The organism is Aeromicrobium erythreum (assembly GCF_001509405.1).
Lineage (GTDB): Bacteria > Actinomycetota > Actinomycetes > Propionibacteriales > Nocardioidaceae > Aeromicrobium > Aeromicrobium erythreum.
Window position 1 is genome coordinate 1,331,687 of record NZ_CP011502.1, and the last position, 20,722, is coordinate 1,352,408.

Sequence of the window (20,722 nt, forward strand, 5' to 3'; positions counted from 1 at the left end):
CGACCGGAGGATGACATGCGCTGCACCCGAGCCCCGAGGGGACCAGGAGGGCGTCGTGCGTGCGCCTAGGCCGTGGGGCCACCGGGGCCCGGGGACCGTGGACGAGGAGCGACACCTGCGCGTGCCGGTACGCACCGCCTACGACCGGTGGACGCAGTACGAGAGCTTCCCGCGCTTCGCGCGCCACGTGCACCGGGTCGAGCAGGTCCGTCCGGCCGTGACGCGCTGGTTCGTCCGGCTCGGACCGCTGCGCCACGAGTTCCACGCCGAGGTGGTGGAGCAGCATCCCGACACCCTCGTCGCGTGGCACACGCTCGGGAGCCGCGTCGTCCACGAGGGCGAGGCGACGTTCCGTGCCACCGGTCCCGACACGTGCGTCGTCACCCTGACCCTCCGCGTGCCGTGCCCGCCCGTCGTGCCCCGACGAGCGGCCGAGGCCCTGCTGCGACCGATCGTCAGCGCCGAGCTGGACCGCTTCCGGACGTTCGTGGAGACCGTGGGCGACGTCGGCGAGGCCTGGCGCGGCACCATCCACCGCGGTCGGGTCGAGCACGTCGAGAAGGAGCCGCCGGCCCACCCGGGATGGGTGCACGGCTGAGCCCGAGCCGCCCGACCAGCACGTCGAGAGGAACACCATGGACGACGCACCGCACGACGACGAGACCACGGGCCTGACGGTCGACGAGCCCAGCGCCTGGGCAGCCGGCGTGCCGGCGGTCAGGCACGCGCTGGAGTACTCGCTGGAGCAGACCACCGTTCCCCGAACGGCCCGCACCCTGCTCACCATGAACCAGGTCGACGGCATCGACTGCCCGGGGTGCGCCTGGCCCGACCCGGAGGTCGGGCACCGTTCGCGCAACGAGTACTGCGAGAACGGCGCGAAGCACATCAACGACGAGGCGACGCGGCGTCGGGTGACGCCCGAGTTCTTCCGCGCCCACCCGGTCGACGACCTCGCGTCCCGATCGGACCGGTGGCTCAACCAGCAGGGTCGCCTGACCGAGCCCATGGTCAAGCGACCGGGCACCGACCACTACGAGCCGATCGGCTGGAACGAGGCGTTCGCCCTCGTGGCCGACGAGCTGAGGTCGCTCGACTCGCCCGACCAGGCGTCCTTCTACACGTCGGGACGCGTGAGCAACGAGGCGGCGTTCCTCTTCCAGCTGTTCGCGCGGGCGTACGGCACGAATAACCTGCCCGACTGCAGCAACATGTGCCACGAGTCGAGCGGCTTCGCGCTGCACGAGACGCTCGGCACCGGCAAGGGCTCGGTGAGCCTGCTCGACCTCGAGAACGCCGACCTGATCTTCCTCGTCGGCCAGAACCCTGGGTCGAACCACCCGCGACAGCTGTCGGCGCTGGAGACCGCCAAGCTCAACGGTGCGCGGATCGTCGCCGTCAACCCGCTGCCCGAGGCGGGCCTGCGCCGGTTCAAGAACCCGCAGAAGCCGCGCGGCGTGGTGGGTCGGGGGACCGAGATCGCCGACCGGCTCCTGCAGGTGCGTCCCGGTGGCGACCTCGCGCTGTTCCAGGCGCTCAACCGGATGCTGCTGGAGGCCGAGGACCGGGCGCCGGGCACGGTGCTGGACCGCGACTTCATCGAGTCGAGCACCGACGGCTTCGAGGCGTTCGCCGAGCACGTGCGGGGCGTGGACCTGGCGGAGGTGCTCGAGGAGACCGGCCTGACGCTGGACGAGATCGGTGCCGTGCACGAGGACGTGCTGCAGAGCGACCGCGTCGTGGTCTGCTGGGCCATGGGGCTGACCCAGCAGCGGCACGCCGTCCCGACGATCCGCGAGATCGTGAACTTCCTGCTCCTGCGCGGCAACGTGGGTCGCCCGGGCACGGGCCCCTGCCCGGTCCGGGGGCACAGCAACGTGCAGGGCGACCGCACGATGGGCATCTGGGAGCAGATGCCCGACGCGTTCCTCGACTCCCTGCGCGACGAGTTCGGCTTCGAGCCGCCGCGCGAGCACGGTCGCGACGCCGTCGGGACGATCCGCGCGATGCGCGACGGCGAGGTGAGCGTCTTCTTCGGCCTGGCCGGCAACTTCGTGCGCGCGGCGCCCGACAGCGAGGCCACCGAGGCCGCCCTGCGCCGGTGCCGGTTGACCGTGCAGGTCTCGACCAAGCTCAACCGCTCCCACGCGGTGTGCGGGGAGACCGCGCTGATCCTGCCGGCGCTCGGCCGCACCGAGCTCGATGTCCAGGACAGCGGTCCCCAGTTCCTGACCGTCGAGGACTCGATGAGCCAGGTCCACACCACGAGAGGACGGCTCACGCCCGCGTCGCCGCACCTGCTGAGCGAGGTCGCCATCGTGTGCCGCCTCGCGCGGGCCACGCTCGACGGCTCCCAGGCGATCCCGTGGACCGACTTCGAGGCCGACTACGGGCACGTGCGCGACCGCATCTCCCGCATCGTCCCAGGCTTCCACGACTACGACCGGCGCGTGACGCGCCCGGGTGGCTTCACCCTGCCGAACCCGGTGAACGAGGGTGTCTTCCCGACGGAGACGGGCGCGGCACGGTTCACCACCAACCGCGGTCGCGCGACGCGCGCGCCCGCCGGCCACCTGGTGCTCCAGACCCTGCGCTCGCACGACCAGTGGAACACCGTCCCCTACACCGACGACGACCGCTACCGCGGCATCCACGGCAGCCGCCAGGTGGTGATGGTGAACCGCGACGACCTGCTCGACCTCGGCCTGTCCGACGGCGACACCGTCGACGTCGTGGGGGTCTGGGACGACGGCGTGGACCGTCGCGCGTCGGGGTTCACGGTGGTGGCCTACCCGACACCGCGCGGAGGAGCCGCGGCCTACTACCCCGAGACCAACGTGCTCGTCCCGCTCGACAGCGTCGCCGAGACGAGCAACCAGCCGACCTACAAGGACGTGGTGGTGCGGCTGGAGAAGGTGGGCTCGCGCCCGGACCGCGCGCCGGAGGGAGCCACGACCTGACCCGCGCCCGCGTGCCGTCTCGGCGGGCCGGACCCGCAGATCGTCGGTACGTTCGAGGCATGGCGACGACGACGCGCAGCACGCACGCAGCGGCCCGGACCGGCACCCAGGGACTCGCGTGGGCGGTGCTCGTCGCGTCGGTGCTCGAGGTGGTGGCGCCCGTCGTCACGATCAGTGGTCCGGGTGCGTCGCCCGCCCAGGGCTCGGGGCCGGAGCTGCTGATCACGCCCGTCGGCTGGGCGTTCTCGATCTGGGGCGTCATCTACACGTTGGCGATCGTCCAGGCCGTGGCCACGCTGGTCCGCGGCCCCGGTGCGGTGCCGCGACGTCTGCAGGTCGACTTCGTCGTCCTCTACCTGGGCGGGGCGCTGTGGATCCTGCTGGCCGCCCTCGACAGCAGCATCGCGACCGCGCTCGCGCTGCTCCTCATGCTGGTCGCTGCGGTCGACGCCGTGCTCACCGTGGGGCTGACGACGAGGGGCTCCTCGTCCGAGCCCGGCTGGTTCGCGGTGCTGACGCGCGCGGCGGTCGGCCTCTTCGCAGGCTGGGTCACTGCCGCGTTCTTCCTCAACCTCTCGACCGCGCTCGTCGACCTCGAGGTCGTGTCGGCGCAGTCCGTCGGCTGGCAGCTGGGCGTGCTCGCGGTGGCGGCGGTGACGCTGCTCGCGGTGCTGGTCCGCACGGGCGGGAACGTGGCGTACGCCGCTGCCGGGGCGTGGGCGATGCTCGGCATCGCGGTCACGGGCCGTGCCGACGGCACGACCTCGGTGCTCGCCGCCTCCGCCGTGGCTGGGGTCGCGATCGTCCTGACGGCAGCCGCGCTCCTCGCGCGGCGCCGCGCCTGACACCGGTCCGGCCCGACGCGGCGAGGCCGCCCGACCCCGAGGGGACGGACGGCCTCGACGTGCCTGCTGCGGTCAGCGGACCTTCGTGCCCGCGCTCGCGGCGGTGGCACTCGCGAACCCGGTCTTGCGAGCGGTGACCCGCACGGTCAGCGTCTTGGAGCGGTCGCTCCGCGTGGGCGTGTAGGTCGACGCCGTGGCGCCCTTGATGGCCGCGTCTCCGCGGTACCACTGGTAGCCGTAGGTCCAGCCCGTGCCAGCCCACGTGCCGCGGGCGGCCTTCAGCGTCCTGCCGACCGCAGGCGTGCCCGAGATCGTCGGCTTGGCCAGGTTGGACGCGCCGATCTTGACGTCGCGGGAGGCCGTGACGACATCGACGTAGCCCTCCTTGCGCCAGGTGTACCGGACGGTCAGGACCGTGCCGGCGTCGGCCGCGACGACCGTGTAGCCCGTCTCGGTGGCGCCGCTGATGGGCTTGCCGTTGCGGAGCCACTGGTAGGCGATGCCGTCCTGGCCGGGGGTGGCGTCACCGGCCGTGTCCGACGCCAGGCGCGAGCCGACGGCGGCCTTGCCCGTGACGGTCGGGGCGGGTGCACTGTCGAACGTGTCACCCTCGACCGGGCCGTAGTACTGGTCGGCCAGGGCGCTCGTGCCCGTGCCCTCGACCGTCACCAGGTTCGCCTGCGCGGGGTCCCAGGTCGTGCGACCTGCGGTGTCGTCGCCGTCGAAGTAGTAGCCCGAGGTCTCGTCGTTCGACTGAGGGTCGGCGACGCACGCCGACTCGTCGCCCTGGACGAGGACCTTGTACTGCCCGGCGCTGAGCCCGGAGATGGTGAAGGTGCCCGTCGAGGAGGACGACACCGCGGACCGCGTGGTCAGCGTGCCGTCGGCCGACACGGCCAGGACCGAGCAGCGCAGCGGCTCGCCCCGCGTGTCGAGCACACGGCCCGTGATCGTGGCACCGGTGCGCAGCGTCGCGTTGACCGACGGCGTCGTCTTGCCCGCCGTCACCTTGACCGCCGTGGCGCTCGCGCGTCCCTGCGTCTCCGGGACGTTCTTGAAGTACAGCCCGGTGGCGAGCGACGAACCGCTCGAGCGTGCGAACTGCACCTGGTAGGAGCCGGCGGCCAGACCCGGCACGGCGTACGTCCAGCTGGTGCCGGAGCCCCGCTTCGACGCGACCACGCTCGAGACGAGGTCACCGGACGCCGGGTCGATGACGTCGACGGTGCGCGCGACCCGGTCGCTGACGCCCTTCGGCAGCGTGATGGTGCCCGACACGGTGGCGCCGGCGGCGAGCTTCACGGTCGACAGGCGGGTGCGCGTGCCGTCCTTGACGGTGACCGGCGTGCCCGCGTCCAGCGAGGTCTTGCCGAGGTAGACCTGGGGCGCGTACGCCGGGTTGCCCGGGAAGACCTGCACGGCGTACGTGCCGGCCGGGACGTCGCCGATGACGTAGCCGCCGCGGCTGTCGGTCGACGACTCGTCGACCTGGGTCCAGGTGCCGGACTCCGCCTTCGCGTAGACGACGACGGTCGCGCCGGGAGCGGCCTTGCCGGTCGGCAGCTGCACGGCACCGGAGACCGAGCCGGGCTTGGTGAGGCTGAGGTCGATGCCGGTGACGACCTGGCTGGTCTCGACCGTGATCGGGGTGCCTTCGGTGCCTCCGCCGTAGTAGGTGTCGGGGTACTCGTTCGAGACGGCCTTCACGCGGTAGGTGCCGGCCACGAGGGGTCCGAAGCCGAACCGCCCCTCCGCGTCGAGGTAGCCACCGTCGACGTCGTCGACCTGCGACCACGTGCCGGTGGCCGGGTCGCGTCGCTCGATCGTCGTGAAGGAGTTGTCGGTGTCGACCGGGGCGCCGCTGGCCAGGGTCAGACGACCCTCGATGCGGCCCGCACGGGCCAGCTCGGCGTCGACGCCGGGGAGGGTGCCGCCGGCGGTGACCGTCACGTCCTGGCCGGCGTCGCGGGTGGCGGCGTCGTTCCAGTACTCCGTGTAGTGGTAGCCGTTGCCGTCGTAGAAGCGCAGCTTGTAGCTGCCGGGCTGCAGGACGAGGTCGTAGGCGTGGCCCTCCTCGAAGACCGGTGCGAAGCCGGCCGTTCCCCAGGTGCCCGTCGCCGGGTCGCGGTACTGGGCGATGACAGCGAGGTTGTCGTGGCGCAGGTCGGGCTGTCCCGTGACGGTGCCGGAGACGACCCCGCCCTCGGGGGAGGTGATGTCGACGGTGGTGGTGCGTCCGGCGGGGACCTTCACGGTCGTGGCGGACTCGACCGTGCGGGCGGCGGGGTGGAAGACGGGTGCGAGGTTCGTGAAGGTCGTCTCGCCCGTCTCCTCGTCGTAGCTCGACAGCGACTGCGGCGCGACGCCGATGCGGTACTGGGTGGCGTCCAGTCCCTCGTCGAAGCGGTAGACGCCGTTCTCGTCGCTGAAGACCTGCTGCGTCGAGCTCCACAGCGGGGTCTGGCCGGGCTCCGCGATGTTGACGTAGAGCTCGACCCCGGTGGACACCGGGTGGCCGTCGAAGGAGGTGATGGTGCCGGTGACGACCGTGGTGGCGGCCTGGGCGGGTGCGGTGCCGGCGAGGATGCCGAGCAGGAGGGCGGAGGCGGTGACGAGCGCGAGCACGGCGCGCTGCAGGGGGACGGGGCGTGGGATCACGGGGGACTTCCGATCGGTAGGACTCGGTGCACCCTAGGACCGCGTCCGACGCCACGTCCGGCGAATGAACAAGTTTCGCGCACCTTCTGCGAAGCGCTGCGCGGCGTGCCCCGGACGAGGCAGGATGGGTGCTTCCGCTCAGTGCCGGATCGGCAGCCGTCGTGTCACCAGAGCACCTGTCCGACGGGGTTCACCGGGCCGGGGGCGTCCGCACCGATCATCTCGAGCAGGTCGATCTCGATCGTGCGGCTGATCGCCGTCATCGGGACGTCGTGCACGTCGTCGGAGAACGGGTCCGCGAGGTCCTTGCCGACCTGGACCGCGAGCAGGAACATCATGCCGACCAGGCCCGAGCCGATCGGCGTCCACCACTGCAGGTCCTGGTAGACCGCGAACGGCAGGATGATGCAGAACGTGCGGGCGAAGAACGACGGCAGCAGCCGGTACTGCACGGGCAGCGGGGTCTTCTTGATCCGCTCCAGGCCGCCCTGCGCGTCGGTCAGGACGCTGAGCGTCGACTCGACCTGCACGCGGGCGAAGTCGTCGATCATGCCGCGACGACGCGCCTCGGCGAGGAGCCGACCCAGGTGGGTGAGCGTGGCCGTCGGGCCGCTGCTGGCGTTCTTGACCCGGACGGCGGCGTCACGCGAGAGGTAGCGGTCGATCTCCGGCGGGGGGTCCTGCTGGCGCAGCGACGTCCGCAGGCTGTGCACGTAGGCGATCTGGGCGCGCACCATGTCGGGGCCGAGCTCGCGCCGCGCGTTCGGCACGGTCGGGTCGAGCAGCGTGGTCGCCTCGCGTGCCACGTTCCGCGAGTGGTTGACGATGCTGCCCCAGAGGGTGCGCGCCTCCCACCACCGCGCGTAGCCCGCGTTGACCATGAAGCCGAGGAACAGGGCGATGGCCGTGCCGTAGAGCGTGTACTGGATCGTGATGCCCGGGAACTCGAACCAGTGCAGCTGGAACGCGACGGTCACCCCGACGTCCCAGGTGAGCAGCATGATCGTCGGCACGAGCAGCGGTCGCCAGACGGATGCTGACCTCGGGAGGCGCGAGGTGATCATGCGTCAAGCCTTGCGTGGACAGCGTCGGACCGCAGGTCAGAAGGGCGCGTCCGTCCCTGAGGAGCCGCCAAGAGTTCGTCGACGGCACGGGTCGCTCGCGTCGACGGCCCGGTGGTGGTCTCGGACGTCCCCTGGTACTGGTGGGAGGACGACGTCGACGAGAGGGAACACATGCTCGGCTGGTCCACCGATCCTCGCAGGCGGCATCCGTTCACCGTGCTGTACATGCGGCTGATGTGGCTGCGTCGTGACAAGCAGGCGTTCGAGGGCGCGCAGCGCACGCTGCGCACCGCCAGGAGGCGTCAGCAGTCGGGCGACGCCCCGCCGACACGACGGGTCCGGTGGGTGCACCGGGTGGGACGCGCGCATCGGCACGGGATGACCGTGTGGTCGGTGCAGCCACGACGTCGTCGTCCCGTCGTCCGCGTGGTCTACCTGCACGGTGGCGGCTACGTGCACCCGCTGACGTCGGACTACTGGAGGCTGGTGTCGGCCCTGGCGCGGACGCCGGCCCTCGTGGAGGTCCCGGCCTACCCGCTGGCCCCAGACGCGACCGTCGACGACGTGCTGCCCGCGCTCGTCGCGCTGGCGGCCGACGACGTGGACCGGCTGCCGACGGTCGTCATGGGCGACTCGGCCGGCGGGGCGCTCGCGCTGGTCGTCGCACGTCGCCTCTGTGACGGCGACGGGCCCGAGCCACGTCGTGTCGTCTGCCTCTCGCCCTGGCTCGACGCGACCCTGTCGGAGCCCGAGGTGCGTGACCTGGAGGCGTCGGACCCGATGCTCGCCGAGTCCGGGCTGCGCGCGGCCGGGCGCTGGTGGGCCGGCCGACGCGACCCGGCCGACCCCGAGGTCAGCCCGCAGGCGACGAGGCTCGACGGACTGCCGCCGGTCGACGTCCTCGTGGGCGACCGGGACATCCTGCGTCCGGCGGTCGAGACGCTCGCGGAACGGGCGCGGGACGCGGACGTCGACCTGCGCGTGCACGAGGTGACGAGCATGTTCCACGTGTGGATGACCCGAGCGATCCCCGAGGGGCGTCGGACACGACGCGCGCTCGTCGCGCTGCTGCGCACGACGGCGGCGAGCCCGCCGGGCTGAGTCGGTGGCCCGCCGCGGCGGGGGCGACGGCGCGCGACGTTCAGACCACGCGGAACACGACGGCCAGGCGTTGACGGACGCCCGGGACGTCGATGCCGGCGTCGCCGGAGCGCAGGAGCAAGCTCTCCAGCTCTGCAGGACGCACCACCGCGACGCCGCGGGTGGTCACGCCGTCGGCGGCCGGGCCGTCGCCGGCGACGCAGAGGACGGGATGCACCGGCACGTCGGCGCCCACGACGTCGCGCACCGCGGCGGCCTGCTTGAGCACCGTGTCGACGGGCCGCGAGACGGTGCGTCGGCCCACGACAAGACGCTCGCTGCGGGGGCGCAGCCGGCCGCCCTCGACGACGACGCGCAGGTCGCCCTCGAGGTCGGACTCGGCGACCACCCAGACGCCGCCGGGCGTGACGACGACGTGGTCGAGGGTCGTCGAGGACCCCGGCACCCGACGCCCGTGGAGCAGTCGGACGTCGTGGTCGCGCAGCTGGTCGAGGCGGTGCCGCAGGTCGGCGTGCGCTGTGGGAGAGACGGCCGGCGCGAGCTCGTCGTCACCGGTCCGACGGTGCCGCGCCGCGGCGGCCAGGGCGGCACCGCCCTCGCAGTCGACGCACCGGACCGAGCCGTGGTCGGGGTCGGCGACGGCGGTCGTGCGCGGTGCGAGCGCGCTGGAGCAGAGGCTGCACGTGCCAGGTCGGCGCAGGACGATGCGCCGCTCGCCCGTCGGCGTCTCGGACCGGTGGCGTCCGTACGCGGGTCGCTCCACCTCGTGCACCGTCACCGTCTGATCCCCTCGCTCTCCACGACCGTCGGTGGCTGAACCGTACGCGTTCCGGGGCTGTCCCGCAGGGATTGACGGGCCGCGGGTGGGGCAGGCGGAATAGTGGGGGAGGGCCGGTGCTTGAAGTAGATGAATTTTGAACTACTTTTGGTCGAGAGACGACAGCGGAAGGTGACCAGCATGACCACGCAGACCGACGACACCACGACGACCCCCGCCGTGCAGTTCGGGCTCGACACGTTCGGCGACATCCCCCTCGGACCCGACGGAGAGCTGCTGTCGCACGCGGACGCCATCCGCCAGGTCGTCGAGGAGGCCGTGCTCGCCGACCGGGTCGGCGTCGACGTCATGGCGCTCGGCGAGCACCACCGCGACGACTTCGCCATCTCCAGCCCCGAGACGGTGCTGGCCGGCATCGCCTCGCGCACGGAGCGGATCCGGCTGGCGTCGGGCGTGACCGTGCTGTCCTCCGACGACCCGGTGCGCGTGTTCCAGCGCTTCGCGACGCTCGACGCGCTGTCGAACGGTCGGGCGCAGGTGATCCTCGGCCGCGGCTCCTTCACCGAGTCGTTCCCGCTCTTCGGCTTCGACCTCGCCGACTACGACGTGCTCTTCGAGGAGAAGATCCAGCTGTTCACCGAGCTGCTGAAGGAGCAGCCGGTGACGTGGTCGGGCACCACCCGCGCGCCGCTCGAGGGCGCCGACGTCTTCCCGAAGACGGACTCCGGCCACCTCGACACCTGGGTCGGGGTCGGCGGCTCGCCGCAGTCGGTCGTCCGCGCCGCGCACTACGGCCTGCCGCTCATGATCGCCATCATCGGCGGGTCGCCCGACCGGTTCGCGCCCTACCTCGAGCTGTACGGCCGGGCCGCGGAGAAGTTCGGCACGACCGCGCACCCGGTCGGCATGCACTCGCCCGGGTTCGTCGCCGACACCGACGAGGCCGCCGCACGCATCGCCTGGCCGCACTTCAAGGCGTCGCGCGACCGCATCGGCCGTGACCGCGGCTGGCCGCCGGTCACGGCGCGTGACTACGAGCGCGAGATCGCGCACGGCTCGCTCTACCTCGGGTCGCCCGAGACGGTCGCCCAGAAGATGGCTGCGGCCATTCGCACGCTCGGCGTCGGTCGGTTCGACATGATCTACACGACCGGGTCGACGCCCGCCGCCGACCGTCTGCGGTCGGTCGAGCTGTATGGCACCGAGGTGATCCCGCGGGTACGCGAGCTGCTGGCGGCCGACGCGACGGTGCCGGCCGCGGCGGCGCAGGCATGACCACCGTCGGCATCCTCGGCGCGGGCAAGGTCGGCACCGTCCTGGCCCGCCTCGCCGTGGCGGCCGGCCACGAGGTGCTGGTGGCGGGCTCGGGCCCGGCGGAGGACATCGAGCTGACCGTCGACGTGCTCGCACCCGGTGCGACGTCGACCGTCGCCGACGACGCTGCCCGCCGCGCCGACGTCGTCGTGCTGGCACTGCCCCTCGGCAAGCACCGCACCGTCCCGGTTGAGGCGCTGAGCGGCAAGGTCGTCGTCGACGCGATGAACTACTGGTGGGAGGTCGACGGCGTCCGTGACGACCTGACCGATCCCCGCACGTCGACCAGCGAGGTCGTGCAGGCGTTCCTGCCCGAGGCGCGCGTCGTGAAGGCGTTCAACCACATGGGCTACCACGACCTCGAGGACGGTGCGCAGCCGTCGGGCTCGGCCGACCGGCGGGCGATCGCGGTCGCGGGCGACGACGGTGACGCCGTGGCCGCGGCGTCGCGGCTCGTCGACGAGCTCGGCTTCGATCCCGTGGTCGTGGGGCCCCTGGCCGACGGAGTGCGTCTGGAGCCGGGGACGGAGCCGTTCGGCGCGAACGTCGGCGCCGACGAGCTGCGCGCGATGGTGGCGCGCTTCCCCGAGTCCGAGCGCGGCCGAGAGGTGCTCGCCGCCCGCACCTAGCCGATCAGCTCGTCGGGCGCGACGATGCGGGGCCCGAGGTCGGTGGCGAAGAAGAGGGCCCGGCTCGAGAACGCCGCGGCCTGCAGGTGACGGTGCAGGGCGCGGCACCACCGCAGGTCGGCCGCCGTCATGACGGGTGAGCGACCGGGCCGGGCCTTCATGAGCGCCACCCCGCCTCCCGGCGCCAGCTCCTCGACGGTCTCCGCGAGCCGCTCGACGAGCAGGCCGAGCATCCCGTCGTCGGGCGCAGCAGCCTGGTGCTCGTCGTACAGGTGGATCACCGGACCCACGATCCGCGCCCGTCGGTCGAGCACGAGCACGAACAGCTGCGGCGCCGAGTACCCGAAGCCGCCGTCGACGAACCGCCACGCGGCGGTCAGGGCGGCCGTGGTCGAGAGCGAGCAGTCGAGAGGACTCATCCCCTCAGCCTCCCCACGCGACTCCGGGAGGCCCAGTGCTCGTCCACAGGGGGCGCCGACCTGCGGCTGCGTCGGTGCGGCTTCTCGCTCGGGTGGGGGTGCGTCGGTGCGGATTCTCTCGTGGGTGGGGCTGCGCTGGTGCGGCGTGTCGTGGAGGTGGTCTCCGCAAGGGCCTCGACCGGGTGGCTGGGTGCGGCGGCGGCTCGGGTTCTCGGGCTGCGGGTTGGTCTTGAGGTCGAGCGGTGGGCGTGCCACCGAATCGCCCCCAGCGGTGGAGCAGCCACCTTCTCAGCGCTGTACAGGTGGAGAATTCACCGCCGAGGGGGTCAGGCGTGGCAGAGGCTCTCCCTTCTCATGGACCGTGCCACGAGAAGGGAGAAGCGCTGCCCACCCCACCCTCAAGTCCACCCACGATTCTTCATTCACGCGCTCGAGGCCGGACGCTTCTGCATGGGTGACGGGATCCCGTAGCAGACGCAGAAGCCTGTGAGTCGTACGCACGAACGCAGATCCGTTCGTCCCATGCGACTCACAGCCCGAGTGCCCAACCCAACGCTGCTGCCAGCCGCCCGGTCGAGGCCCTTTCGGAGACCACCCCCAGCACCAGCCGAGGCAGCGCACCAACGAGGGCGCGAACATCCCCACCCCCCATCAACCACCACCGCCCCCACCCGAGCGGGTGGGGGCGGTGTGGGGTTGGTCCGTCAGGCGGCGGCGGGGGTGGCCTCGGCGGGGGCCGGGGCGGCCTGGCGCGGCTTGCGGTCGGGGAGGGCGAAGCGGCAAATCTTCTTGGCGACGCTGAAGAGCTGCTTGTGCAGCGGGCCGGTGTTGTACTCGATGCCGTAGCGCTCGCAGATCTCCTGGACCTCGACGGAGATGGCCCGGTAGCGGCGGGCCGGGATGTCGGGGAACAGGTGGTGCTCGATCTGGTGCGACAGGTTGCCCGACATCAGGTGCAGCAGCTCGCCGCCGCTGATGTTCGCCGAGCCGAGCAGCTGGCGGTAGTACCAGTGGCCGCGCGACTCGTCCTCGCACTCCTCCTCGGTGAACGTCGCGACACCCGCGGGGAAGTGGCCGCAGAAGATGATGTTGAACGCCCACACGTTGCGGACGAGGTTCGCGGCGGCGTTGCCGGCGAGGGTCAGCGGGAAGAGCGGTCCGGTGAGGGCGGGGAAGACGACGTAGTCCTTCAGGGCCTGCTTCTTGACCTTCTTCATGATCGCGGAGTGCATGTGCGCGTTCTCCTCGATCTTGCGCTTGCCCTTGACGATGTTCTCGACCTCGAGGTCGTGCATCGCCACGCCCCACTCGAAGAAGACCATCAGCAGGAACGCGTACAGAGGGTTGCCCAGGTAGTAGGGGTGCCACTTCTGGTCGGCGTCCATGCGCAGGATGCCGTAGCCGATGTCGCGGTCCTTGCCGAGGATGTTGGTGAACGTGTGGTGGATGTAGTTGTGGCTGTACTTCCACTGCTCGCCCGGGCACACGTTGTCCCAGTCGTAGATGCGCGAGCTGAGGTTCGGGTCGCCCATCCAGTCGTACTGGCCGTGCATGACGTTGTGCCCGATCTCCATGTTCTCGAGGATCTTGGAGAGGCTGAGCGCGGCGACGGCCAGCGGCCACGCCGGCGGCACGTAGAAGAGGGCGCGGCCGGCGACCTCGAGCTGCTGCTGGCGCTTGACGACGCCGCGGATGTACTTCACGTCCTCCTCGCCGAGGTCGGCGAGGATGCGCTGGCGCAGCGCGTCCATCTCGTTGCCGAACGCCTCGAGCTGCTCCGGCGTCAGGTTCGGCACCTTCGGGTCGGAGGCGCGGGTCTTGGTCTTCTTGGCGCGAGGGACGAACGGGATCGTGGTCATGTCGTGTCCTTCCGGGATGAGGAGGTCGTGAAGGTCGGTGGTCAGAGGTCGACGGCGCAGCTGCCGACGGGGGCCGAGACGCAGATGCGCACGTCCTCGTCGGGCAGCGAGGAGGTCTCGCCGGTGAGGATGTTGCGGACGGTGCCCTCGGTCTTGCGCGACGTGCACGAGAAGCAGATGCCCATGCGGCAGCCGAACTCGGGCGTCAGGCCCGCGGCCTCGGCCTGCTCGAGGATGCTCGAGCCGTCGTTGGAGGCCGTGGACCCGGCGAGGTTGAACGCGAGGGTGCCCTCGGCGTCGTCGTCCTTGGCGAACGCCGGCGGCTTGAAGAACTCGACGCGCAGCCGGGGGGAGTCGCCGTACGCCTCCTGCACGAGCTCGACCAGACCGGCGGGTCCGCACACCCAGGTGTCCATGTCGGTGTAGTCGCCGCCGACCATGAGTCGCAGCTCGTCGGCGTCGAACAGGTGCGGTCCGTAGCGCAGGTGCACGGTGATGCCGTTGTCGGCGGCCGCGATCTCGCGCAGCTCCTCGGCGAAGATCTGGTCCTCGGGGGAGCGGGCGTAGTGGACGAAGGTGATCTTGCGCTGGGCGTGATCGTCGTAGCCGTCGCGCAGGAACGTGCGGATGTGCGACATGACGGGGGTGATGCCGGACCCGCCGGAGATCATGACGAGGTGGTTGTTCGTGGGCGTCGCCGCGCTCTCGTGCACCGTGAAGGCGCCCTCGGCCTGGCTCAGGTGGAGGATCAGGCCGGGCTGGGCCTCGCGGACGAGGTACTTGGAGACGATGCCCTCCTCGTGCGCGCGCACCGTGATGGTGAACCGCTCGCCGGGCAGCGACGCGGCGGAGGAGATCGAGAAGCAGCGGGTGGTGCGACGGCCCGCGACCTCGAGCCCGACCTGCACGTACTGGCCGGACCGGTGTCCGCGCCACGTGCTCGTCGGCTCGAGGGTCAAGGTGGCGACGGGGTGCTCGCCGTCGGTCTCGCGGGTCACGTCGACGACGCGGGCGCGGACGTCGGTGGCGGCCCACATCGGGTTGATCTGGCGCAGGTAGTGGTCGACCCCGTGCGGGGAGGTGAGCGACGCGAGCAGGCGGGAGCCCAGCACGCGCTGGGCGAGCGGGGGGAGCGCGGCGGTGGAGGTCATCGGACGCTGTCCTTCACGGGTCGGGATGGATGGTGTCGGTGGACACCTGTCCACCAACTGTCGGTATGTGACATCCCGGATGTCAACGTCCAGAGGCTGTGACTGCGGGCACGTACGGTGTTTGTGCAGGTCAGGGCGTCGCGTTGGTGGTCACGTGTCCACCGGTGCGTATGATCTAGGTCATGGACGACCAGCCCGTCGCGCTCCCCACGCGCACCGAGCGCAAGGAGCGCACCCGTCGGGCCATCCTCGACGCCGCCCTGACGCTCACCGAGCAGAGCTCGTTGTCGGCCCTCTCGCTGCGTCACGTGGCTCGTGAGGTCGGCATCGCGCCGACCGCGTTCTACCGGCACTTCACGTCGGCGGAGGACCTCGGCCTGGCGCTCGTCGACGAGTCGTTCTCGAGCCTGCGGCGCACGCTGCGCGACGTGCGCGCCGCGCAGCCGTCGGTGGGCGGGGTCATCGGCCCGTCGGTCGAGGTCCTGGTCGACCGGGTCCGCGCCGATCCCGAGCACTTCGGCTTCATCAGCCGGGAGCGGGTCGGCGGTCTGCCGGGCGTGCGCGCGGCGATCCGCCACGAGCTCGACCTCTTCGAGGCCGAGATCGCGACCGACTTCGCCCGCCTGCCGGGTGCCGTCCACTGGTCCAACGACGACCTCCGCACGTCGGCGAACCTCATCGTCGTCGCCATGGTCGCGGCGGTCGAGCGGCTGCTGCAGGGCCCGGGCACGCCGGCGTTCGAGCGCGAGGTGGCGCGGACGACCGCCACGCAGCTGCGGATGCTGTCGATCGGCGCGATCCAGTGGCGCTCGCGTCCGCAGGACCGCGGTGGCAGTGGGCGGCTGCGGGCCGCCGACGACACCGCCACCAGCTGACGACCACGTCGCTCGCGGGTCAGCGGTACCGATTCCGTGACGTTCCGATGACATCGCGACGTTTTCCTCGCCATCGCGTCCTGCTGACAGGCATGATCGGCAGGTGAGCCATCCGCTTGACCCGCTGACGTCCGACGAGTTCCGCGCGACCACGGCCCTGCTCCTCGCCGAGCACGGCGTGGGGGAGGGCTGGCGGTACTGCTCGATCGAGGGCCTCCAGCCCTCGAAGCAGGCGCTCGACGCATTCGCCGCCGACGGCACGGTGCCGCCACGGGTGGTCGAGGCGATCTGCCTCGAGCGCGCCACCAACCGCACCTTCCGCGCGCGCGTCGACCTCTCCACGGACGCCGTGACCCACTTCGCGCACGTGCCTGGCGTGCAGGCGAACGTGACGGTCGACGAGTGGGAGGAGGCCGACGCCGTGCTGCGCGCGCATCCCGACGTCGTCGCCGCGCTGGCAGAGCGGGGCATCACCGACCTTTCGCTCGTGTTCATGGACACCTGGACCTACGGCGACGCCGTGATGCCCGAGGAGTGGCGGGACCGCCGCATCGGCTGGTCCGACACGTGGGTCCGCGCGGCCGAGGGTGCCAACCCCTACGCCGGACCGGTCAACGGCCTGCACTGCGTCATCGACCTCAACAGCATGGAGCTGCTGCGCGTGGAGGACACCCACAGCGTGCCGCGCCCCGACGTGATGGGCGAGTACGTGCCCCGGCACGTGCCCGACCGGCTCAAGGGTCATCGCCCGCCGCGCAAGCCGCTGGAGATCGTCCAGCCCGAGGGCATCGGGTTCGAGGTCGACGGGCACGAGCTGCGCTGGCAGAACTGGACCATGCGGGTGGGCTTCAACCACCGCGAGGGGATGACGCTGCACGCCGTCACCTACGACGACGCCGGTCGTACGCGCAAGGTCGCGCACCAGCTGAGCTTCGCCGAGATGGTCGTGCCCTACCGCGACCCCAGCATCGACCACTACCGGCGCACCGCCTTCGACATCGGCGAGTGGGGGCTCGGCTTCATGACGCAGTCGCTCGAGCTGGGCTGCGACTGCCTCGGCGAGATCCGCTACCTCGACGCCGTGCTGCACGACAGCTCGGGCGAGCCGTACACCATCGCGAACGCGATCTGCCTGCACGAGGAGGACAGTGCGGTTGGCTGGAAGCACGTCGACCACGGTGCTCACGGACCCAGCGCCGAGGTGCGCCGGCAGCGCCGGTTCGTCGTGTCGTTCCACGTCACGGTCGCCAACTACGAGTACATCACCTACTGGCGCTTCTACGAGGACGGCAACATCGAGTGCGAGGTGCGCGCCACCGGCATCATGGTCGTCACCCACGTCGAGGAGGGCCAGCCGCACCCGCACGGGACGCTCGTCGACGAGCGCACGTACGCCCCGTACCACCAGCACTTCCTGGTCGCGCGGCTCGACCTCGAGCCCGACGGCCGGACGAACACCGTCGTGCGCAGCGAGACGGTCGTCGACCCCATCGGCCCGGACAACCCGCTCGGTCTCGGCATCCGGCAGGTGAGCACGCCGATCGCGGTGGAGGGTCACGACGACTTCCGCTGGGAGAGCCAGCGCGCCTGGAAGGTGGTCAACGAGCAGTCGCTCAACGGGCTCGGCACGCCCGTCTCCTACAAGCTCGTGCCCGGCGGGGCGATCCCGTCGTTCTTCGATCCCGCCTCGCCGGTGCTGCAGCGTGCGCAGGTGATCGGCCACACCGTCTGGGTGACCCCGCACGACGCCGAGGAGCGCTGGCCCGCCGGGGAGTTCGTGAACCAGAGCAGGGTCGACCACGGCCTGCCGGAGTGGGTGCAGCAGGGACGGTCGACCGCCGACACCGACGTGGTGCTCTGGTACACGTTCGGCATCCACCACATCACGCGGCCCGAGGACTGGCCGGTGATGCCGGCCGACATCGTCTCGTTCTGGCTCAAGCCCGTCGGGTTCTTCGACCGCAACCCCTCGCTCGACGTCGAGCCCCAGCCGACGTCGGCCTGCCACACCGGGCCGGGCTCCTGCCACTGAGCCCGGCGCCCGGTGCGCAGGGTCAGTCGGAGGTCTCGGAGACCTCGTCGTCCATGTCGGTCGCGAAGACGCGGAACTCGTCGCGGCCGGTGTGCATCGACCAGAGGGTCTCCGCCAGGACCGTCGGGTCCTTCTGCGGGTGACCCTCCTCGATCGACCCGGGGATGACGAGCTGCGCGACGTGGATGTCCTCGTCGGCGAGCGTGTCGTGCAGCATCTGCGCGTAGGCGGACTGGGCTGCGAACGAGAGCGACGTGCCGGCGAACTTCGGCGCGGGGCGCACCGCCGTGCCGCCGTTGATGAACAGGACCGTGCCCTTGCCGACGAAGCGCATGTTCTGCAGCACGGCGTGGACCGCGGCGATCGGGCCGTAGACGGAGAACTCGATGGCGCCCTTGGTGTCGTCGACGGTGGTCTCCAGCAGCGGTCGCAGGAACGACTTCTGGGGGAGCGGGCTGTACTGCAGGACCTCGATCGGGCCCTGCGTCTCGTTGGCCTGCTCCAGCGTCCGGGCGAGCGAGTCGGGGTCGCGGACGTCCGTGGTCCAGCCACGGGCGTCGATGCCCTCGGCCTGGAGGTCGGCGGCGAGCGCGTCGACGCGCTCGGCGTTGCGAGCCAGCAGGGCGACGGCGAAGCCCTCCTTGCCGAAGCGGCGAGCGACTGCGGCTCCGAGTCCTCGGCCGGCTCCGACGATGGCGATGGTAGTCACGGGGGTCCTCCTAGGATCGGGTGGGATGCCCTCTCGACGCTAGTCGCGGTCCTTCGAACCGGCAGCGCGAACGGTCGGCGCTGGCGGCACCTCCGCGGTGGCTGTGCCGGGTCAGTGCGTGGCGGCGACCTTCGCGAACCCCTCGCGGTACGTGGGGTAGTCGGGCGTCCAGCCGGTGGAGCGCAGCAGGGCGTTCGAGATCCGCTTCCCGTGGCCCTGCGCCGGATCTGCCGGCGGCAGAGCGGGCAGCCCGAGCCGCTCGGCCAGGAACGCGGCAACGTCGCCGCGCAGGGCCGGCTCGTCGTCGGTGCCGAGGTAGACGCGGGCCGGCTCCTCGACCTGGGTCAGCAGGTGCACGGCGGCCCGCGCCGCGTCGACGCGGTGGATCCGGTTCGTCCACCGGTGCGGGTCGCTCACCTCGCCCGCGCGCACCTCGTCGGCGAGGCGCGGGGTGCCCTCGTAGAGGCCGGACAGGCGCAGCACGCTGCCCGTCGACACCCGGTCGAGGAACGCCTGCTCGGCCTCCAGCAGCACGGCGGCGGGAGCGTCGGCGGGCGCCGGAGGCGTCTGCTCGGTGATCACGTCGTCGCCGTCGCCGTTCACGGCGGTCGAGGACACCAGCACGGCGCGTCGTGGGCGCGCGCCCTGTCGGTCGAGGGCGTCGAGCGCCCGCAGCATGCCGTCGACGTACGTGGCGCGGTAGGACTCCTCGCTGCGCGGTCGCGCCGTCAGCACGACGGCGAGCAGGTCGAGGTCGAGGTCCGGCAACGTCGGCTCCTCGCGCGACAGGTCGGCGGAGAGCCCGACGAGCGGGGCCGGCACCTGGTCGGCCTGCCTGCGGATGCCGACCACCCGGTGGCCGAGCGCGGCCAGGCGCAGGCCGACGTCGGCCCCCAGCCGACCGCAGCCGACGAGCAAGGTGTCCGGGGACGTCATGGTTCCTCCTAGAACGGGGGCCACGGCACGGCCGGCATGGGTCCGTGCGGAGCGGGGAAGGTGCCGGCGGACAGCAGGGCGTCGCACCGGTCGCCGAACGCCTGCACCTCCGCGGCCGTGACCAGGTCGGGCAGCACGCCGCCCAGACCGGTCGCGTCGTCGAGCGAGGCGCGCAGCCGACGCACGCCGTCGAGCTCGTCGTCGGTGAGCGGCTGGCCGAGCCAGCCCCACAGCACCGTCCGCAGCTTGTGCTCCGCGTGGAACGTCAGGCCGTGGTCGACGCCGTAGCGGTGGCCGTCGGCCATCTCCAGCACGTGCCCGCCCTTGCGGTCGGCGTTGTTGAGCACGACGTCGAGCACGGCCATCCGCCGCAACGCCGGCGTGTCCTCGTGCACGAGGGCGACCGGTCGGTCCCGCTCGTCGACCCCGTCGAACACGTGCAGCATGCCGTCGGGGACGCGGCGGGCGCGGACGATGGTCACGGCCTCCTGGTCGGGATCACTGGTCTGCCAGCGCTGCACCATGCCCGGACCGTGCGGCCCGTCGCGCAGCCAGGTGGGCGGGACGACGTCCCAGCCCGTGGCCCTCGACGCCTGGTACGCCGCGAGCTCGCGGTGCGCGAGCAGCCCGTCGGGGAAGTCCCACAGCGGCTGCTCGCCGGCGACCGGCTTGTAGACCACCTGCACGTCGCCGATCGTCGCCACGAACGTCGCGTTCGAGGCCGAGACGACCCGGCCCGTCAGCACCAGCTCGTCGTGCAGCAGCGCCGGCTCGACGTCGGCCGACAACGGGAGCTCGTTCACCGGAACTCGTCGGGCAGCTCGCAGACGTGGTCGTCGGGGGAGTCCATCGGCACCTCGCAGATCGGGCACGCCGGACGGCCTGCCGAGACCACCTCGCGGGTCCGCTGGGCGAACGCGCGGGCGCTACCGACCGGGATGCGGACGACCAGAGCCTCCGGCGGGTCGACCTCGACCACGCCCTCGGCGTCGGCCTCCGCCTCCACGTCGAGCACAGGGAACGCCTCGATGACGATCTGCGCGGTCGAGGGGTCCCATCCCAGGCCCATCGCCCCGACGCGGAACTGCTCCTCCACCGGCTGGTCGAGCGGCTCGTGGTCGGCCAGGCCGTCCGGAGCGCTCGCCGGGATGCTGAACGGGTTGCCGTCCTCGGCCATCAGCTCGTCGAGCACCTCGTCGAGCCGGTCGGCGAGCACCGCCGACTGCTCCTTCTCGACCGCCACGCTCACGAGCTCACGACCGGCCCTCGCCTGCAGGTAGAACGTGCGTGCGCCGGGTGAGCCGACCGTGCCGACGACGAAACGGTCGGGCCAGTCGAATCCGTGGACGATGGTGGCCATGCCTCCACTCTAGGGTCCGTCGCCACGCACCG

18 protein-coding genes are annotated in these 20,722 nt (G+C 71.8%); 8 read left to right on the forward strand and 10 right to left on the reverse strand.

Annotated features, from left to right (window positions below):
• Window positions 1-121 precede the first annotated feature (121 nt).
• The 3 genes from Aeryth_RS06265 to Aeryth_RS06275 are packed head-to-tail and all read left to right on the forward strand — an operon-like array spanning window position 122 to window position 3,805.
• Window positions 122-598, forward strand: coding sequence for an SRPBCC family protein (locus Aeryth_RS06265; protein WP_202967712.1), 477 nt, complete (start codon window positions 122-124; stop codon window positions 596-598).
• A 37-nt stretch (window positions 599-635) separates the two neighbouring features.
• On the forward strand, window positions 636-2,960 hold the full coding sequence (locus Aeryth_RS06270; protein WP_067856079.1) for an FdhF/YdeP family oxidoreductase: 2,325 nt from the start codon (window positions 636-638) through the stop codon (window positions 2,958-2,960).
• 59 nt (window positions 2,961-3,019) lie between these two features.
• A complete protein-coding gene (locus Aeryth_RS06275) occupies window positions 3,020-3,805 on the forward strand; it encodes a hypothetical protein (RefSeq protein WP_067856082.1) in 786 nt (261 codons plus the stop codon).
• A gap of 72 nt (window positions 3,806-3,877) precedes the next feature.
• Here the strand turns inward: Aeryth_RS06275 and Aeryth_RS06280 are convergent, their stop codons facing one another.
• Both Aeryth_RS06280 and Aeryth_RS06285 read right to left on the reverse strand, forming a co-directional pair.
• Window positions 3,878-6,463, reverse strand: a complete 2,586-nt coding sequence (locus Aeryth_RS06280) for a carboxypeptidase regulatory-like domain-containing protein (protein WP_067856085.1) — start codon at window positions 6,461-6,463, stop codon at window positions 3,878-3,880.
• 164 nt (window positions 6,464-6,627) lie between these two features.
• Complete coding sequence (locus Aeryth_RS06285) at window positions 6,628-7,527, reverse strand: bestrophin family protein (protein WP_083516302.1); 900 nt, start codon at window positions 7,525-7,527, stop codon at window positions 6,628-6,630.
• 171 nt (window positions 7,528-7,698) lie between these two features.
• On the opposite strand from Aeryth_RS06285, the gene Aeryth_RS06290 reads away from it, so the two are divergent.
• Entirely contained in the window at window positions 7,699-8,628 is a 930-nt protein-coding gene (locus tag Aeryth_RS06290; protein WP_144433699.1) for an alpha/beta hydrolase fold domain-containing protein, read from the forward strand.
• Window positions 8,629-8,668: 40 nt separating this feature from the next.
• Here the strand turns inward: Aeryth_RS06290 and Aeryth_RS06295 are convergent, their stop codons facing one another.
• Window positions 8,669-9,406: a nuclease-related domain-containing protein gene (locus tag Aeryth_RS06295; RefSeq protein WP_067856091.1), complete on the reverse strand. Its 738-nt coding sequence runs from the start codon at window positions 9,404-9,406 to the stop codon at window positions 8,669-8,671.
• A 180-nt stretch (window positions 9,407-9,586) separates the two neighbouring features.
• On the opposite strand from Aeryth_RS06295, the gene Aeryth_RS06300 reads away from it, so the two are divergent.
• Window positions 9,587-10,681, forward strand: a complete 1,095-nt coding sequence (locus Aeryth_RS06300; RefSeq protein ID WP_067856094.1) for an LLM class flavin-dependent oxidoreductase — start codon at window positions 9,587-9,589, stop codon at window positions 10,679-10,681.
• Entirely contained in the window at window positions 10,678-11,349 is a 672-nt protein-coding gene (locus Aeryth_RS06305; RefSeq protein WP_067856097.1) for an NADPH-dependent F420 reductase, read from the forward strand. The genes Aeryth_RS06300 and Aeryth_RS06305 overlap by 4 nt, the downstream gene beginning before the upstream one ends.
• Here the strand turns inward: Aeryth_RS06305 and Aeryth_RS06310 are convergent.
• The 3 genes from Aeryth_RS06310 to Aeryth_RS06320 form a co-directional block, all read right to left on the reverse strand.
• Entirely contained in the window at window positions 11,346-11,768 is a 423-nt protein-coding gene (locus Aeryth_RS06310) for a hypothetical protein (protein ID WP_067856100.1), read from the reverse strand. The two genes, Aeryth_RS06305 and Aeryth_RS06310, sit on opposite strands and share 4 nt — an antisense overlap.
• A 704-nt stretch (window positions 11,769-12,472) precedes the next feature.
• Entirely contained in the window at window positions 12,473-13,627 is a 1,155-nt protein-coding gene (locus Aeryth_RS06315; RefSeq protein ID WP_083516304.1) for a fatty acid desaturase family protein, read from the reverse strand.
• A 41-nt stretch (window positions 13,628-13,668) separates the two neighbouring features.
• The gene (locus Aeryth_RS06320) at window positions 13,669-14,778 is read right to left on the reverse strand and encodes a ferredoxin reductase (RefSeq protein WP_067856103.1); all 1,110 of its coding nucleotides are present in this window, start codon (window positions 14,776-14,778) and stop codon (window positions 13,669-13,671) included.
• A 182-nt stretch (window positions 14,779-14,960) separates the two neighbouring features.
• Here Aeryth_RS06320 and Aeryth_RS06325 point away from each other — a divergent pair, with 182 nt between their 5' ends.
• Together Aeryth_RS06325 and Aeryth_RS06330 are read left to right on the forward strand one after the other, a co-directional pair.
• Entirely contained in the window at window positions 14,961-15,653 is a 693-nt protein-coding gene (locus Aeryth_RS06325) for a TetR family transcriptional regulator (RefSeq protein ID WP_067856106.1), read from the forward strand.
• Between the two features lie 52 nt (window positions 15,654-15,705).
• Window positions 15,706-17,685: a primary-amine oxidase gene (locus Aeryth_RS06330; protein ID WP_257721389.1), complete on the forward strand. Its 1,980-nt coding sequence runs from the start codon at window positions 15,706-15,708 to the stop codon at window positions 17,683-17,685.
• 22 nt (window positions 17,686-17,707) lie between these two features.
• Here Aeryth_RS06330 and Aeryth_RS06335 read toward each other — a convergent pair whose 3' ends face one another.
• The 4 genes from Aeryth_RS06335 to Aeryth_RS06350 form a co-directional block, all read right to left on the reverse strand.
• Window positions 17,708-18,394 carry an SDR family NAD(P)-dependent oxidoreductase gene (locus Aeryth_RS06335; protein ID WP_067856112.1) on the reverse strand — a complete coding sequence of 229 codons (687 nt, stop codon included), beginning with the start codon at window positions 18,392-18,394 and terminating at the stop codon, window positions 17,708-17,710.
• 111 nt (window positions 18,395-18,505) lie between these two features.
• Window positions 18,506-19,330, reverse strand: a complete 825-nt coding sequence (locus Aeryth_RS06340) for a Rossmann-fold NAD(P)-binding domain-containing protein (protein ID WP_067856114.1) — start codon at window positions 19,328-19,330, stop codon at window positions 18,506-18,508.
• An 8-nt stretch (window positions 19,331-19,338) separates the two neighbouring features.
• Window positions 19,339-20,133: an SCO1664 family protein gene (locus tag Aeryth_RS06345; protein WP_236749836.1), complete on the reverse strand. Its 795-nt coding sequence runs from the start codon at window positions 20,131-20,133 to the stop codon at window positions 19,339-19,341.
• Window positions 20,130-20,690 (reverse strand): DUF3090 family protein, encoded by a 561-nt coding sequence (locus Aeryth_RS06350; RefSeq protein ID WP_067856117.1) that lies wholly within the window; start codon window positions 20,688-20,690, stop codon window positions 20,130-20,132. Before Aeryth_RS06350 ends, Aeryth_RS06345 begins: the two co-directional genes overlap by 4 nt.
• Window positions 20,691-20,722 lie beyond the last annotated feature (32 nt).

Excerpts from the sequence above, each read along its gene's own strand:
- Aeryth_RS06290 (WP_144433699.1), top strand. The coding sequence starts at position 7,699 with ATGCTCGGCTGGTCCACCGATCCTCGCAGGCGGCATCCGTTCACCGTG.
- Aeryth_RS06340 (WP_067856114.1), bottom strand. The coding sequence starts at position 19,330 with ATGACGTCCCCGGACACCTTGCTCGTCGGCTGCGGTCGGCTGGGGGCC.
- Aeryth_RS06350 (WP_067856117.1), bottom strand. The coding sequence starts at position 20,690 with ATGGCCACCATCGTCCACGGATTCGACTGGCCCGACCGTTTCGTCGTC.
- Aeryth_RS06320 (WP_067856103.1), bottom strand. The coding sequence starts at position 14,778 with ATGACCTCCACCGCCGCGCTCCCCCCGCTCGCCCAGCGCGTGCTGGGC.
- Aeryth_RS06270 (WP_067856079.1), top strand. The coding sequence starts at position 636 with ATGGACGACGCACCGCACGACGACGAGACCACGGGCCTGACGGTCGAC.
- Aeryth_RS06275 (WP_067856082.1), top strand. The coding sequence starts at position 3,020 with ATGGCGACGACGACGCGCAGCACGCACGCAGCGGCCCGGACCGGCACC.
- Aeryth_RS06315 (WP_083516304.1), bottom strand. The coding sequence starts at position 13,627 with ATGACCACGATCCCGTTCGTCCCTCGCGCCAAGAAGACCAAGACCCGC.
- Aeryth_RS06325 (WP_067856106.1), top strand. The coding sequence starts at position 14,961 with ATGGACGACCAGCCCGTCGCGCTCCCCACGCGCACCGAGCGCAAGGAG.
- Aeryth_RS06310 (WP_067856100.1), bottom strand. The coding sequence starts at position 11,768 with ATGAGTCCTCTCGACTGCTCGCTCTCGACCACGGCCGCCCTGACCGCC.
- Aeryth_RS06300 (WP_067856094.1), top strand. The coding sequence starts at position 9,587 with ATGACCACGCAGACCGACGACACCACGACGACCCCCGCCGTGCAGTTC.
- Aeryth_RS06305 (WP_067856097.1), top strand. The coding sequence starts at position 10,678 with ATGACCACCGTCGGCATCCTCGGCGCGGGCAAGGTCGGCACCGTCCTG.
- Aeryth_RS06285 (WP_083516302.1), bottom strand. The coding sequence starts at position 7,527 with ATGATCACCTCGCGCCTCCCGAGGTCAGCATCCGTCTGGCGACCGCTG.